This window comes from Candidatus Limnocylindrales bacterium (assembly GCA_035571835.1).
Classification (GTDB): Bacteria; Desulfobacterota; Binatia; order UBA1149; family CAITLU01; genus DATNBU01.
In genome coordinates this window covers 193,260-208,220 of sequence record DATNBU010000037.1, presented here as the reverse complement: position 1 = coordinate 208,220, position 14,961 = coordinate 193,260, and the positions used below count along the sequence as shown (strand labels likewise).

General features: G+C 64.8%; 13 protein-coding genes. 8 read left to right on the top strand and 5 right to left on the bottom strand.

Annotation, left to right across the window (positions count from 1 at the left end; translation table 11 throughout):
* The 4 genes from VN634_16745 to VN634_16730 form a co-directional block, all read left to right on the top strand.
* Positions 1-581 (top strand): hypothetical protein (locus VN634_16745; protein HXC52532.1); only part of this gene is annotated, 581 nt, incomplete at its 5' end.
* 108 nt (positions 582-689) lie between these two features.
* Entirely contained in the window at positions 690-1,529 is an 840-nt protein-coding gene (locus VN634_16740) for an outer membrane lipoprotein-sorting protein (GenBank protein HXC52531.1), read from the top strand.
* A gap of 82 nt (positions 1,530-1,611) precedes the next feature.
* A complete protein-coding gene (locus VN634_16735; protein HXC52530.1) occupies positions 1,612-4,347 on the top strand; it encodes an MMPL family transporter in 2,736 nt (911 codons plus the stop codon).
* A gap of 190 nt (positions 4,348-4,537) precedes the next feature.
* Positions 4,538-5,998 (top strand): aldehyde dehydrogenase, encoded by a 1,461-nt coding sequence (locus VN634_16730; GenBank protein ID HXC52529.1) that lies wholly within the window; start codon positions 4,538-4,540, stop codon positions 5,996-5,998.
* A 112-nt stretch (positions 5,999-6,110) separates the two neighbouring features.
* Here VN634_16730 and VN634_16725 read toward each other — a convergent pair whose 3' ends face one another.
* Together VN634_16725 and VN634_16720 are read right to left on the bottom strand one after the other, a co-directional pair.
* A complete protein-coding gene (locus tag VN634_16725; protein HXC52528.1) occupies positions 6,111-8,228 on the bottom strand; it encodes a PQQ-binding-like beta-propeller repeat protein in 2,118 nt (705 codons plus the stop codon).
* Positions 8,229-9,246: 1,018 nt separating this feature from the next.
* Positions 9,247-10,572, bottom strand: coding sequence for an acetyl-CoA hydrolase/transferase C-terminal domain-containing protein (locus tag VN634_16720; GenBank protein HXC52527.1), 1,326 nt, complete (start codon positions 10,570-10,572; stop codon positions 9,247-9,249).
* Between the two features lie 144 nt (positions 10,573-10,716).
* On the opposite strand from VN634_16720, the gene VN634_16715 reads away from it, so the two are divergent.
* The gene (locus VN634_16715; GenBank protein ID HXC52526.1) at positions 10,717-11,172 is read left to right on the top strand and encodes a PTS sugar transporter subunit IIA; all 456 of its coding nucleotides are present in this window, start codon (positions 10,717-10,719) and stop codon (positions 11,170-11,172) included.
* A gap of 29 nt (positions 11,173-11,201) precedes the next feature.
* Here the strand turns inward: VN634_16715 and VN634_16710 are convergent, their stop codons facing one another.
* A complete protein-coding gene (locus VN634_16710; GenBank protein ID HXC52525.1) occupies positions 11,202-11,597 on the bottom strand; it encodes a hypothetical protein in 396 nt (131 codons plus the stop codon).
* A gap of 139 nt (positions 11,598-11,736) precedes the next feature.
* Between VN634_16710 and VN634_16705 the strand changes: the two genes are divergently transcribed.
* Together VN634_16705 and VN634_16700 are read left to right on the top strand one after the other, a co-directional pair.
* Positions 11,737-12,339, top strand: a complete 603-nt coding sequence (locus tag VN634_16705; protein HXC52524.1) for a methyltransferase domain-containing protein — start codon at positions 11,737-11,739, stop codon at positions 12,337-12,339.
* Between the two features lie 149 nt (positions 12,340-12,488).
* Positions 12,489-13,145: a class I SAM-dependent methyltransferase gene (locus tag VN634_16700; GenBank protein HXC52523.1), complete on the top strand. Its 657-nt coding sequence runs from the start codon at positions 12,489-12,491 to the stop codon at positions 13,143-13,145.
* A gap of 24 nt (positions 13,146-13,169) precedes the next feature.
* Here the strand turns inward: VN634_16700 and crcB are convergent, their stop codons facing one another.
* Positions 13,170-13,556: a fluoride efflux transporter CrcB gene (crcB, locus tag VN634_16695; GenBank protein ID HXC52522.1), complete on the bottom strand. Its 387-nt coding sequence runs from the start codon at positions 13,554-13,556 to the stop codon at positions 13,170-13,172.
* Positions 13,557-13,621: 65 nt separating this feature from the next.
* Here crcB and VN634_16690 point away from each other — a divergent pair, with 65 nt between their 5' ends.
* Complete coding sequence (locus VN634_16690) at positions 13,622-14,092, top strand: hypothetical protein (protein HXC52521.1); 471 nt, start codon at positions 13,622-13,624, stop codon at positions 14,090-14,092.
* Here VN634_16690 and VN634_16685 read toward each other — a convergent pair.
* Entirely contained in the window at positions 14,076-14,954 is an 879-nt protein-coding gene (locus VN634_16685; protein ID HXC52520.1) for a ribonuclease HII, read from the bottom strand. The genes VN634_16690 and VN634_16685 overlap by 17 nt on opposite strands.
* Positions 14,955-14,961 lie beyond the last annotated feature (7 nt).

The following is a 14,961-nucleotide window of genomic DNA, read 5'->3' as shown; positions in this document are numbered from 1 at the left end:
CCGCGCTCTCCTACTACGACGGCTACTACGAGTTTCCCGAGCTCGACGTCTCGACGCTGGAGACGTTCTTCCCGCGCATCCACGTGCCGGGGCTGTCGCTGTCGACGAGCTTCGGCAATTTCGAGCTGCATTCGGAGACGGCCTTCCGGATCGGCGGCGACCATTCGACCGGCTCGCGGGTCGAGACCGTGAACGGTGTCGACTGGTTCGCGGGTCCCATTCCGCTTCTTCACGTGGAGCGGGCGCTCCTCGTGCTCGAGTACCTGCGCAACGAGCCGCTCCAGAGCGAATCGGCCTTCACGATCGACATCGTCGGGCGCGCCGATCCGCTGCTGCAGGAAGACGGCATTGCGTCGCGACTCGAGGTCGTCTTCAGCGAGACGACGTCGGTGGAATTCGACTTCCTGCTGGCCTCGACCGACGACCCGAGCTTCTATTTCGGCCCGCGCGTCATTCGGAAACTGCGCGACGACGTGAAGCTCGAGGCGGGATTCGATACATTCTTCGGCGACCGCGATACTTCGCTGGGCACCTGGACGGACAACAGCCGGTTCTACAGCAGCCTCGTCTGGACGCTGTGACCGTCGGGGCAGGCGCGCCCGGCCCGCCGTTCTTCGGCAAGCAATCCGGTGTAGAAGACCGCGCACGGCCAACTGACGAGGCGGCCAGGCGGCCATGCGGGAGGGACCATGGGACCATTCTCATCGTGCAGGAGCATGATCATTGCGCTCGCGCTTACGGCGCTCGCTCGCCCTGTCGCTGCTGCAGCGGAGCCCGCGCAGGTGCCTGCCGCGGCCGCTGCTGCCGAGAGCCCGGCCGAGCTCGTCAAGCGCTCGGTTGCAGCGCATCGCCTCACCGACGAGCGCGAGGATCGCACGATGCGCATTGCCGCGATGTCCGGAGATGCCAAGGAGCGACAGATCACCGTCTGGTCGATGACGACGCCCGACGGCCGTTCGAAGAGCCTTGCGAGATTCACGTCTCCGCACGACGTCGAAGGAACCGCAATCCTGACGTGGGAGGGACAAGCCGGGCAGGCCGGCGACCAGTGGTTCTTTCTGCCGGCGCTGCGCAAGGCCAAGCGCGTGGCGTCGGGCGGGCGGCGCGTGCGCTTCATGGGAACCGATTTCGCGTACGAGGATCTTGCGCCGGAAGACCCGTCCGCATGGACGTACGCGAGCGCCGGGGAAGGCGACGTCGACGGCGCGCCGTGCTGGCTCGTCGATGCCACGCCGGCTTCGGCATCGCTCGACACCGGCTATTCGAAACGGCGCCTTTCGATCCGCAAGGACAATCTCTACATCGTCCGGCGTGAGCTGTTCGACTCCGCCGGAAAGCTCGCCAAGGTGCAGAGCGACCGCAAGCTCGTCCAGGTTGCCGGCAGCGCATGGCGCGCCGACGAGATCACGATGGAAGACAAGGGCGCCGGCACCAGCACAGTGCTGACGATCCGCGGGCGCGAGCACGGCAAGGGCCTCAAGGAAGACATGTTCACGACCGCCGCACTCGAAGCCGGCCAGGACTTCTAGGGACTTCCAGAATTCCCGGAGGAATTCCAGAAGTACTTCTGGCGAGCTCTCGGGCTTTTCGAAGACGTCGGACGCCAACCTGATGCGCAAGCTCTGCCGCTGGATCATCTTCCATCAACGAATCTCCGTTGCGCTCGTGCTCGTGGTGACGGCGCTGCTCGCGACCGGGCTTCCCGGGCTCCGCACGGAGGTCACTGCCAAGGACCTGATGGCCGCCGACAGTCCGGCCGGCCGCTTCTATGAAGACGCCAAGCGCCAGTTCGGCAGCGACGACCTGACGCTCGTCCTCGTGCAGGCCGACGACGTGTTTCAGCCGAAGGCTCTCGAAGCGATCGCGCGGCTGACGAACGAAAGCCGCGCGATTCCCGGAGTGCGCTCGGTGACGAGCCTCGTCACCGTCGGCAACATCCGCGGTACGGGGGATTCGATCGATACGGATCCGCTGTTTCCGCCGGTGCTGCCGAAGGATCCTGCCGTGCTCGCCGACATCAGGCGCCAGGCGCTTCGCAACCCGCTGCTCGCCGGCAACCTCGTGTCGGAAGATGCGAAGGCGACGGCGGTGCTCGTCTACACGCAGAACCCCGGCACCGATTCGAAGTTCGACCCCGATTTTGCCGCCGCGCTCGAGCGCGTGATCGCATCGGTGCACCAGGCGTCCGGCCTGGAGATCTGGCAGATCGGCGGCCCGTTCACCAAGGCGACGCTCGTCGAGTTCGTGCAGCAGGATCAGGTGCGGCTGATGCCGCTCGCGCTCGTGCTGCTGCTCGTCGTGCTGTGGCTGATGTTCCGCGTGTCGCACGCGGTCGCGATCCCGATCACGACCGGGCTCCTCAGCATCGTCTGGACGTTCGGGCTCATGGGGCTGCTCGGATACTCGATCACCGTGATCACTGCGCTGATCCCGGTGCTGCTGATCTGCATCGGCTTTACCGAGGACGTGCACATCATCGCCGAGTACCACCAGGCGTACGCGCACAGCCGCGACAAACGAAAAGCGCTGCTCGAGACGATGGAGACGCTGGCGGTGCCGCTTCTGGTCACCACCGCGACTACGGTTCTCGGGTTTCTCACGCTGGTGACGTCGGACATCCGCCTGCTCAAGGAGTTCGGCATCTTCGCGCCGATCGGATTCACCGCGAACTTCGTGATCTCGATCGTCCTGGTCCCGGCGTTGCTGCGCATCTGGCCGATTCCGGCCAAGATGGCTGCAGTCGCCGACGACGCTCCGATCGGCCGCACGCACGCACTGATGGACTGGATCGGGCGCTTCGACCTCGAGCACGGACGAATGGTGCTCGTGATTGCGGTGCTGGTCGCCGTCGCATCGGGCGTCGCCGCCACGCAGATCCGCGTCGACAACGACCTGCTCAGCTACTTTCACAAGGGCAGCGTGCTGCGCGAGCGGACCGAGCAGGCGCACGAGAGACTTGCCGGAGTGACGAACTTTTCCGTCATCGTCGAAGGCGGCCGTCCGGACGCGATCAAGGATCCGGCGCTGCTGCGTACGATTGCCGCGCTCCAGGATCATCTCGCGAAAGTGCCCGGCATCGACAAGACGCTGTCGGTCGCCGACTTCGTGCGCACCATGCAGCGCGAGATCGACGGCGGAGACGAGAAGCGTTTCGTCGTGCCGGACTCGAGCGACCTCATCGCACAGTACCTGCTGATGCTCGACGGTGAAGACCTCGCGCGCTACGTCAACGCCGACTACTCGAGCGCCAGCATCACCGTGCGGCACAACATCACGAGCACGTGGGAGCTCAACCGCGTGCTCGCCGACCTGCGCGACTGGTCGGTCGCGAATTTTCCGAAAGCGGTCAGCGTTACTCCGACCGGCGAGTCGATCCTGATCAACGAAGCCTCCGACTACATGGTCTTCAACATGGTGTCGGACCTCGTCAGCCTGCTGATTGCGGTCGCGCTCGTGAACGCGGCGATGTTCATGTCGATCCGCGCCGGCCTGCTTTCGCTGATCCCGAACCTGGTGCCGATCGCCGTCATTTTCGGGATCATGGGTGTGTTCGGCATTCCTCTGAACGTCGGCACGTGCATGATCGCGGCGATCGCCATCGGCATCGCCGTCGACGACACGGTGCACTACATGGCGCGCTACAGCGCCGAGCTCGACCGGCACCACGACCAGGAAAAGGCGATGTTCGCGACCCTTCATGCCGAGGGGAAATCGATCCTGTCGACGTCGCTCGCGCTCGCGGCCGGCTTCGCGATTCTGGTGTTCTCGAACTTCGTGCCGACCGCCTACTTCGGCGGCCTTTCCGCGGTAACGATGCTGCTCGCCATCGTCACCGAGCTCACCATGACGCCGATCCTCATGGTCTCAACGCGGCTCGTGACCGCGTGGAACATCGTCGGGCTCAAGCTCGAAGGCGACATCACGGCGACGGCGCTGCTTCGTGACTTCACGAAGTGGGAAGCGCGCAAGGTGATCATGCTCGGCACGATCGAGACGTTCGAGCCGGGACAGCACGTGATCCAGCGCGGCGAAGAGAGCGACGGCAGCATGTACCTGGTGCTGAGCGGCGCGCTGCGCGCGAGCGTCACCGAAGGCGGCCGCGAAAAACTGCTGTCGAAAATGAAGTCCGGCGACCTGTTCGGCGAGGTCGCGCTGATCGACACCAAGCCGCGCTCGGCGGACGTGGTTGCCGAAACGGGCACCGAAATCCTGCGGCTTTCGTCGGCCGATCTCGAGCGCGTTCGTCGCCGCTTCCCGGGCACCGGCGCCAAGCTGTTCCGCAATCTCGCGTGGATTCTCGGCCAGCGGGTTCGCGATCTGACGGAAAAGAGCGCGGTCGCGGTCTAGCTCGCGGTTTTGAGGAAATCGGGGTCAGACCCCGAATTCGGGAAATCGGTGTCTGTCCCGGGTTTCGGGAAATCGGTGTCTGTCCCCGATTTCCGGCGAGACAAACGATCGTTTGGATTTCCGCCGGACGGCCCTCCGGGCTACACACGGGCGGTCCGAACCACTTCATTTGCGGGAGAACAGCTCGATCATGCAGACCCAGGACAAGCTCTACATCGGCGGCCAGTGGCAGGCTCCCTCTTCCGGCGCGACCATCGACGTGATCTCGCCGCATACCGAGGAAGCCATCGCCCGGGTTCCCGAGGCCCGCGAGGCCGACGTGGATGCGGCCGTCGCGGCCGCACGCCACGCGTTCGACGACGGCCCGTGGCCGCGCATGCCGGCCGCCGAGCGCGCGGCCCACATGGCCCAGCTCTCGGCCATCCTCCAGGGGCGCAGCGAGGAGATCGCCGAGACGATCACGCGCGAGATGGGCTCGCCGATCAGCTTTTCGAACCTCGGCCAGGCGATGGCCGCCAACATGGTGCTCGACTACTTCACCGGGCTCGCGCGCGAGTTCGCATTCGAAGAGACGCGCCAGGGAATGATGGGACCGTGCGTGGTGCGCCACGAGCCGGTCGGCGTGGTCGCGGCGATCGTGCCGTGGAACGTCCCGCTGTTCACGATCATGCTCAAGCTCGCGCCGGCACTGGCCGCCGGCTGCACGATCGTCGTCAAACCGGCGCCCGAGACTCCGCTCGACGCGTACATCCTTGCCGAGGCCTGCACGCAGGCCGGCATTCCGGAAGGCGTCGTCAGCATCGTCCAGACCGGGCGTGAGGTCGGCGAATACCTCGTGCGGCATCCCGGCGTTGACAAGGTTTCGTTCACGGGTTCGACCGCCGCCGGACGGCACATCGCATCGATCTGCGGCCAGAACCTGAAGCGCGTCACGCTCGAGCTCGGCGGAAAGTCGGCCTGCATCGTCATGGAGGACGCCGACCTCGACATGGCGATCCCGGGCCTGATGGGCGGCGCGATCATGAACAACGGCCAGGCGTGCGTCGGGCAGACGCGCATTCTCGCGCCGCGCTCGCGCTACGACGAAGTCGCCGAGCGCCTTTCGGCGGCAGTCGGCGCGATGCGCGTCGGCGATCCGATGGATCCGTCGACCGAGTGCGGGCCGCTGGTTTCGAGCCGGCAGCGCGAGCGCGTCGAAGGCTACATCGCGATCGGTCGCGGCGAAGGCGCCAAGGTTGCGGTCGGCGGCGGCCGCCCGTCGTCGATGGACAAAGGCTGGTACGTGGAGCCGACGCTGATGACCGGCGTCAACAATTCGATGCGCGTCGCGCGCGAGGAGATCTTCGGACCAGTGCTCGTGCTGATCCCGTTCGACGACGAGAAGGACGCGGTCGCGATCGCCAACGACTCGGAATACGGGCTCGCGGGATCCGTATGGACCGCCGACGTGGACCGCGGGCTCGACGTCGCGCGCCGCGTGCGCACCGGCGTCTACACCGTCAACGGTTTCATGATGGAGTTCGGCTCGCCGTTCGGCGGCTTCAAGTCGTCCGGGATCGGTCGCGAGCTCGGACCCGAAGGCCTGCGCGCGTATCTCGAGTCGAAGCAGGTCAATCTGCCGTGGGGATACGAGCCGGCGCTCCGGCAGTAAGTCGCTCCAGCTCCATTCGCAAAAAAACGGCGGCGGATTCGAAAATCCGCCGCCGTCCCGAGATGGGACAGGTACGAACTACAATTCGTACCTGTCCCGGATTGTCGAATGCCTACGGCGCCGTCGGCAACTGGTAGGCGATCACGCCGCCGTCGCCGCTGATGATGTTCCCGAAGGGAATGTAGATCACGCCGTTTTCGACCGCCGCTCCGCCGTAGACCTGTCCGGACGGGACGTTCAGCGATGCGATGAACGCGCCCGTCGCCTTGTTGTACGCGTCGAGCCGCGAATGGGCATTGGTTCCCGCATAGAGAACGTCGTTCGCGAGCGTGAGACTGCTCCAGCTCGCGTTCGACGAGCCCGGAAGCTCTGACCAGCCGGTCGTTCCGTCTGCCCCATTGAAGGAGATCAGGTGGTCGTTCGACGTCGCGTACGTCGTGCTGCCGTCGAGCGCTGCAAAGAACTGATCGGTCTCCGCGTCGTACGCGTCCGCGCCGTTGAAGAGTCCGAATCCGGCGAACGTCGGTGGCGCCGAAATGACGTTCGACCATTCGAGCGCGCCGGTTTCCTGGTTCACTGCGTAGATCGCTCCGTCCTTTCCACCGGCCACGGCCAGCGGCGTGCCGTTGTCGGTGAGGATCGGCCCGTTGAGGAATCCGTAATCGTGGTAGGTCGGTCCGCCCTCGAACGACTGGAACTGCTCGATCGACTCGGTCCGGTAAGCCCACACGATGTCGCCGGTTGCGGCGTCGAGCTTGAAGATGCTGTCGGAGTTGCCGATCGACGGCCGCGACAGGCAGCCGACGCTCGCCATGTAGATGGAGGTTCCGTCGGCCGAAGCCGCCGGCGTCGCCGTTACTCCACCGCCGACCCCCGGGACGCACGCCGGACAATCGGCGTCGGCCGTGCACGAGATCGATCGCTCGAGCCAGCACTCTCCCGTCGGTGATCCGGCTGCAATGCACTGACCGCCCGTAAGGAACGTGCTCGGGCAATCCGCGTTCGTGGTGCACGAGATTTCCGGGTTGCTGTCGCAGTCTCCGATCAGGCAAGGCGAGCCTGCCGCAGCGGCGACGCAATCGCTGTTCGCGCTGCACTCGTTGGTCGTGTCGTCGTAGCAGATGCGCTCCGGAACGGTGTGCTGGCGCCATTTCTCCACACCTGTGTTGAGGTCGTACGCGATCAGCGTACCGCGCGTACACGGCGCGTCGTTGTGCGATGCGATTCCCATCAGCACCATGCCGTTGGCGACCAGCGGGCTTGCCCACGCGTGTGCGGCGTTCGGATCCGCAGTCGCCGCGTCGGCGTGCCAGACCTGCGTGCCTTTCTTTCCGTCGAGGCAGTAGAGCTGTCCGTTGCTGTCGGCCACAAGCACGCGGCCTTCGGGCGTGAGCGTAAGCGAGCTTTGAATTCCCTTGGTGATGCCGCCGTGGGTGGCGTGGGTATTGAACGTCCACTTGATCTCGCCGTTCTTCTTGTCGAGCGCGTAGACCTTGCTGTCCCAGGCGGTCGTGTAGACCATCGTCGAGCCGACCGTCACCGTCGAGCTGACCGCAGGGTTGTCGCCCGGCGTATTGAACGTCCACTTCTCGACGAGCGTCGAAACGTTCGTCGAGTCGATGCCGGTGTCGAGCGGCGTCGCGCGCGTATTCGCATTGTCGTAGCCGTGGCTCGGCCAGCCGCGCGGCACGCACAGGAACTTGTATTTGTCCTTGTCCTTGCCGCCTTCGGTGCCGATTTTCATGGAGAATTTGGTCGCCGTGTAGACGCCGTTGTCGTCCGGACCTTCGAGCGGGACAGTGACGGTCTGACCGGTCGTGCAGACGTTGGTGCTGGCGGGAAGCAGGCCATTTGCGGCAGTCTGCAGGCTCGTGAGCTCCGGGAAATCCTCGACGTCGCTTACCGTAACGGCCGTAACGGTCGCCGGTACGCAGTCGGGCAGGGACGGATCCGCGTTGTGCAGGCAGAGGTCGACGTCGAACGTGCACGAGTTGTTCGCGATGCCGTCGAGGTCGCACGCATCGCCGTCGAAGCAGCGCACTTCCTTGCTCTTCTTCGGATAGAACGGGTAGTTCACGTGCAGCACGTCGTTTGCGAGCTCGACGTGACAGTCGGTCTTCGGGCTGCCACCGCCCTTGACGGAACAGTCCGGGCACTGGGCCGACGCAACGCTCGACGACACGAGCGCAGCGAACGCAACGATGGCGAGATGACGAAGTCGATTTTTCATAAGCTTTCCTTGGAGGCTTCGGAACCGCGCACGCGAAACGTGCGCCTCTCTCCCCGATTCCCGATCGCAACCTAATGGGTGTTGCAGTGGGAATGCAAGAATGTTTGTTGGCGGCGCTCGCCGTGTCTTGCGACGCGACGCGTTCAGAGTTCGAACAGGCGTCGAAGCAGTACCGCACGGTCACCCGCTTTTGCGGAAAAACACCAGCAGATTTGCACTTCCGTGTCTCGACAACCGTCAGGCGCGAGCGTAATTTGACCGCCTGTTCAGCGATCGCCTGGCCGAGGCGTACACAGGCCTCATCGCCGACTTCGGTCGGTGGCCGGGGCCCAGGGGGGACACCGGCGGTCTTCCTCTGAGGCAGCGGTGCTCGGGACCGCTCATTGTCCCCCGCCGAAAACAAAGGAGGTGATCCAGTGATCTATTCGTTCAAGGTGACCTGTGAGGTGGTGTCCTCTTAGGAGGAAACGCGCTCCAGCACATCGCTGGGTCGCCCCTCAAGGGGACCCAAACACCACCGAACCCCGGCAGTCCCGCTCTCACCGGCGGGCCGTCTCTCGAGATGGAAGCGCTGCCGGGGTTTGTGTTTCTTGCGGCCGTTTCGCTCAATCGCCGACCGGCTATGTCAGTGCCACGATCGCTGGGCGGACTTCGTATAAGGGCCCATCTGCTGCGTTCGATTCCGGCTGCGTTTGGTCGACGTACGGGAAGTACGACTCCCTCTCTTCGCCGGAATCTGCCTTGCATCTGGACCCTTCTACGAAGTCCGCGCATAGGGCGACGGTCAGTCACGATTCACGAAAATGGTGCGGGCGGTCTCTTTGTGCGCGCTTTGGTCATCCGCTTAAGGGCGTAGCTTGCTCGCGCTTGAAATCACTCCGGGCGGGCGCAGCGAATCGCGACTGTACATGGCTGCACGAACATTCCCCGGGGAATGTTCGCACTTGTCGCGAAAGGCGCATGTCCGTGGGCGGTCGCGTCCTTGCGGAGAACGACGTGGAAACCCGCGAAGAGCCTTTCAGAAGAAGTGCTTCGGGATCATGCCTTGCTGTCTGGCTTCGCGTTCCAGTTCTTCTCTGTAGTCGGGGTGGGCCAGGGCGATCAGCGCTGTGGCGCGTTCGGCGACGGACTTTCCTTTGAGGCAGACGCTGCCGTATTCGGTTACGACGTGCATGACGTCGGTGCGCGGGGTTGTGACGATGTTGCCGGGGGTCAGCGCGGTGACGATGCGGCTTCTCCTGACGCCGTGGCGTTCGTAGGTGGATGCGAGGCACAGGAAAGATTTTCCGCCTTTGGAGGCGTAGGCACCGCGGACGAACTGGAGCTGGCCTCCGGTGCCGGTCAGGTGGCGGTGGCCGTCGGATTCGGAGGCGGCCTGGCCCTGCAGGTCGATCTGCGTGGTGTTGTTGATCGAGACCACGCGGTCGTTGCGCGCGATCTGGTCGGGAAGGTTCGTATAGTCGACAGGGCAGCTTCGAACCGACGGGTTTCGGTCGAGGAAATCGTACGAATGGCGCGAGCCGCCGGCAAAAGTGAAGACGGCCTCGCCCTTGTTCATCTGTTTGCGCGCGCCGTTGGCGACGCCCGACTCGATGAGATCCACCATGCCGTCGACGAACATCTCGGTATGAATGCCGAGATCCTCGAGGCCGGCATCCTTCAGCAACAGGCAGACGGCGTTCGGCATGCCGCCGATGCCGATCTGCAGGCAGGCGCCGTCGTCGATCTGCTCGGCGATGAGGGTGGCCACGCGGTGGTCCACTTCGGTGACCGGCGGGTTGGCGAGCTCGGGAAGCGGGTTCTCGCCGCCGTCGATCACGTAGTGGACGTCACGGAGATGGATTCTTCCACCGTCGCTCCGGACGTGCGGCATCGCAGTCGAGGTCTCGACGATGATGACCTTCGCGCGCTCGAGGATGGCGTCGGTGTTCGCGTTGGTGGCTGCGTAGTTGAACCACCCGTCCTCGTCGATCGCAGTGGTCTTGATGCAGGCCACGTCGACGGGGTCGAGGAAACGGCGATAGTAGTCGGGCGCCTCGCCGAAATTCATCGGGATGTAGTTGCACCGGCCACCCGTATTGCTGCCCCGGTCGTGGCCGGAGAAGTGCCAGTTGAACCACAGGAAATGTTCGCCGGTCGGGTCCGATTCGAGAACCGCCCGCGGCGACATTGTGACGCAGGCTCGAATTCGAACGCCACGCAGCGCGTCCTTGCGACGTGCGAGAGCTTCATCGAACAGGTCGGGCTGGGACAGGCCGGCACCGAAGTCGACCCAGTCTCCCGATTTTACGAGCTCGGCGGCCTCATCGGCCGAAATGGTCTTTGCGCGAAGGTCGGCGTTCATCGCTCAGCGGGCCTCATCCAGCGCCAGAGAGTGCCGGATCGCCGGCGCGAGGCCAAGACCCGACAAAGATTCGCAGAAACAACAGCCGGCAATCGCGCATGCCTTCGAGCTGTGTGGTAGAAATTCCGTACGGAGCTGCAGGGAATGAATCTTGAACAAGTGCTGACCCCCGATTCCGTGTCCCTCGACCTCACCCTGACCGACAAGCCGCGTGCCATCGCGCACGCGGCAAGTCTGCTGGCGTCCGAGGCAGGCATGCCGAGCGACGTCGTCGAGGGAGCGCTGCTCGCACGCGAGGCGCTCGGGTCGACGGGAGTCGGCGGGGGAATCGCTCTGCCGCACGCCAGGCTGCACCGGCTCGCGAAGACGCACGCAGTCTTCCTTCGGCTGCTGTCGCCGATCGGTTTCGAGTCGAACGACGCGCGACCGGTCGACCTCGTATGCGCGATCATCGCACCCGACGAGCCGAGCGCCGAGCTTCTGACCGCGGTCTCGCAGATCGCGCGGGTCCTTCGCGACCAGGACAAGACCGCAGCGCTCCGGCAGTCGCACGACGCCAGCGAAGCGCGGGCGATCCTCGTCGGATCGAACGGCGGCTGAGCCTTTGCGGGCTTTCCCCGCCCCTTGAATCAGAGAAGTTTGACCAGCGCCGAGACCGCGCCAATTCCGGCCAGCATTCGAAGCGTGATGCGACGTTCGAGATCGGCAAGGCGGGCATCGAAGCGTGCTGACTGCTCCGCGAAACGCATCTCGATCCGTTTTTCGTGCTCGTCGAACCGAATAGCCATCCGCTTTTCCTGCTCATCGAAACGAGTCTCGATTCCCGTAAACCGTGCGTCGAAGCGTACGTCGAGTTCGCGAAGATCCTGCTTGGTCGCAAGGGTATCGGTCATGGCAGCGGCGAGCGCCTGGGCCTGACCTTCGGCCTGCTGCTCGCTGAAACCAGCCTCGCGGAGCCGCCGCGCGTACGCAAGTGTATCGAGAGCCACGGCCACGGCCACGGCCACGGCCACGGCCACGGCCACGGCGGCAAGGGTCCAACAACGCGGCCTGCCGGTCAATGACTTGCGTGAAATCTCGACTGTTCCACGCGTGGGGGCAGACTCCGATGATCGTCTGTAAGCCGGCTCGTCTTGAGCCTGGTCCCGGCGTAATGAACACATCGTGGACGACGAAAGAGAAGACTCTTCGCGGCTGAAAGCGGAAATCCGCGAGCGCTTCGCAATGGTCGCGCTGTCGCCCGAACGCGAAGAGTCGTTCCTCGTCGGCGCGGAGAGTGCGAAGCGGCTCGGCTACGATGCCACGGGGATCGACGCCCTGCCGCGGTCCGTCGTCGAGTCCTTCGCCGGCGTAGGAAACCCAATCGCCCTCCAGCCGCTGAGAAACGGAGAGATCGTTCTCGATCTCGGCTCGGGCGCCGGACTCGACAGCATCCTTGCCGCGCGCCGCGTCGCGCCGGAAGGCCGCGTGATCGGCATCGATTTCGGAGTGGAGATGGTCGAGAAGGCCCGGCGCAACGCGCGCGCGGCCGGCTCCGCGAACGTCGAGTTCCGCATCGGTGAGATCGACGACCTTTCGCTCGACGACGCATCCGTCGACGTGGTGGTTTCCAACGGCGTCTTCAACCTCTGTCTCGACAAGCCGAAAGTGCTCGCCGAAGCGTTCCGCGTGCTGCGCCCCGGCGGCCGCATCCAGATGGCCGACATGCTGCTCGAAGACGGTGTCACTCCAGAAGAGGTCTCGCAGAAAGGCGCCTGGTCCGCTTGAATTGCAGGCGCAATCTGGGAGCGGTCGCTCCTGAAAATGCTCAGCGACGCCGGATTCTGCGAAGCCACGTTTCACGGCTGGACGGGCTATCGAACTTCACCGTCGACGCAGGGCGGGCTCTTCACGGCGCGCAAACCGAAGGCTGATTCGTGAGCGTCACAGCCGACGCGCGAGAGTTCTTTACCGGCCGGCAGAAAGCCTACTCCCGCTTCATCCGTGCGATGCGGTATCCGCAGGGACTGCGGGCGTTCTTCGAGCATTCGGCGCTCGTGCGCCCAGACCTCCGCATTCTCGATGCCGGATGCGGCACCGGCGCGCTGACGCTCGCACTTCGCGGTGCGCTCGACCGGCGTGGCTGCACGCCCGCCGCGTTTCACGCTTTCGACCTGACGCCGGCGATGCTCGATGCCCTTTGCGAAAACATGCGCAGGCGCGGCATGCGCGACATCGAGCTGGCCGAAGCCAACGTGCTCGAGCTTGGCGCATTGCCTGACGACTGGTGCGACTACGATCTGATCGTCTCCGCATCGATGCTCGAGTACGTGCCGCGCGATACGATCGCCGCTGCGCTTACCGGATTGCGCGCGAGGCTCAACGACGGCGGCACGCTGGTACTGTTCATGACGCGGCGAAATCCGCTGACACGAATGCTGATCGGTCGCTGGTGGGCTTCGAATCTCTATACGGCGCCCGAGCTCGCGGACGCCTTTAACCGCGCGGGGTTTTCGCGCTTCGAGTTTCGGAGCTTTCCGCCGAAAGCCCGCTACCTTTCCGTGTGGGGCCACATCGTCGAAGCTACGCGTTGAGCGAAGCGTGGCGTGCTCGAGCGCTCAGTACGTACCGAGCACGGACCGGGCCGTCGCCCAGCCGGCGATGCCCGCGAGAAAGCAGGCGACGACCGTGACCGTCACGTAGAGCGCCGCAGAACCCCACGCGCCGTCCTGGACGTACTTCATCGTTTCGAAGTTGAACGTCGAGTAGGTCGTAAAGCCGCCCATCACGCCGGTTCCGAGCGCGAGACGCATCGTCGGCGACAGAACGGCAGCGTCGATGCCGGCGTACATCACGACGGACAGAAGAAACGAGCCGATGAGATTGACGGCCAGTGTCCCGAACGGAAAGACGGGGCCGAAAAACTCGAGGGCCCAGGCCGAGAGCAGGTAGCGCGCCCCGGTACCGGCCGCTCCGCCGAGACAGATCAGAAGAAATCGACTCATTGCGCGTTCATCCTCGAGCGTCCCTCGGTGTTGCGGTACCCGTCGAGGTCGATAGACATGCGGACATGATCACCGTCGACATTCCGGGCTACCGCCGCCTCGAACTCTCACACCTCGTGCTCGACTACAACGGAACGCTTGCGCTCGACGGCCATCTGCTCGCAGGCGTAGCCGACGCCCTCCGGGCACTCGCGGCCGACCTCACCGTCCACGTCATCACGGCCGATACGTTCGGGCTCGCGGCCGAAAACCTGGCGGGGCTGCCCGCAAAGCTGATCATCGCGCCGCCCACCGGCCAGGATGCCGCCAAGCTCGACTACGTCACGTCGCTCGGGCGCGAGAACGTGGTCGCGATCGGCAACGGCCGCAACGACCGACGGATGCTCGCCGAGGCCGCGCTCGGCATTGTCGTGGTGCAGCGTGAGGGTGCTTCGGTAGAGACGCTCGGCGGCGCGGACGTTGTCTGCACGAGCATCGTCGACGCGCTCGACCTGCTGCGCGAGCCGCGGCGGCTGACGGCTACGCTTCGCTCGTAACGTCTGGATCCGCGAGCGCGGCTTCGTCCTCGAGCATCTCGGACATTCCGAACATCTCGATCTGCACCGGATCGAGGCCGAGTGCCTTTCGCACCGGTCCGAACGATCGACGGTGGATCGCGCAGGCGCCGAGCCTGTCGAGCGCGGCGTAGTGCTCGGGAACCGGATAGCCCTTGTGGCGCGCGAAACCGTAGCCGGGATGTTCCTGATCGTAGCCGATCATGATCCCGTCACGCGTGGTCTTCGCGATGATGCTGGCCGCGGCGATCGAAAAGCTGAGCTCGTCGCCGTGGATGATCGACTTCTGCGGAATCGCGACGTCGGCGAGCTTGCGTGCGTCGATCAGAAGATGCTCGGGAGCAGGCCCGAGTGCTTCGACCGCACGTTTCATCGCCAGCAGGCCGGCGCGATAGATGTTGATGCGGTCGATCTCTTCGGGCGAGACGATGCCGACGCCCCACGCAACCGCGTTGGCCCTTATCTGCACGGCAAGATGCGTCCGCTCCTCGGCGGTAAGCTTCTTCGAATCGTCGACGCCCGCATGACGCCAGCCGACCGGAAGAATCACCGCACCGGCAACGACCGGCCCCGCGAGCGGCGACATGCCCGCTTCATCGACTCCGGCGATGCGCGTGATGCCTGTCGACCAGATCTCCTGCTCGAAGCGAAACAGATGACGCAGGCGCTGGCCCTCGGCACGATTGGCGCGCCGGCGCTTGTCGACCGCGGCGAGAATCGCCTTGGCAGCGCCGCGCGTATCGACGCGAAGAGCGGCCTCGATGTCCTGCGGCAGCGCGCGGCCTTCGTCGACGTACTTCCGGCGCAGGTCGGCAAGCGGGAGTTTGTCGGCAGGGATGGCCATCGGCGGG

Coding starts and splice junctions, on each gene's coding strand:
- VN634_16740 (HXC52531.1), top strand. CDS start 690: ATGGGACCATTCTCATCGTGCAGGAGCATGATCATTGCGCTCGCGCTT.
- VN634_16690 (HXC52521.1), top strand. CDS start 13,622: ATGATCACCGTCGACATTCCGGGCTACCGCCGCCTCGAACTCTCACAC.
- VN634_16685 (HXC52520.1), bottom strand. CDS start 14,954: ATGGCCATCCCTGCCGACAAACTCCCGCTTGCCGACCTGCGCCGGAAG.
- VN634_16730 (HXC52529.1), top strand. CDS start 4,538: ATGCAGACCCAGGACAAGCTCTACATCGGCGGCCAGTGGCAGGCTCCC.
- VN634_16715 (HXC52526.1), top strand. CDS start 10,717: ATGAATCTTGAACAAGTGCTGACCCCCGATTCCGTGTCCCTCGACCTC.
- VN634_16725 (HXC52528.1), bottom strand. CDS start 8,228: ATGAAAAATCGACTTCGTCATCTCGCCATCGTTGCGTTCGCTGCGCTC.
- VN634_16720 (HXC52527.1), bottom strand. CDS start 10,572: ATGAACGCCGACCTTCGCGCAAAGACCATTTCGGCCGATGAGGCCGCC.
- crcB (HXC52522.1), bottom strand. CDS start 13,556: ATGAGTCGATTTCTTCTGATCTGTCTCGGCGGAGCGGCCGGTACCGGG.
- VN634_16735 (HXC52530.1), top strand. CDS start 1,612: ATGCGCAAGCTCTGCCGCTGGATCATCTTCCATCAACGAATCTCCGTT.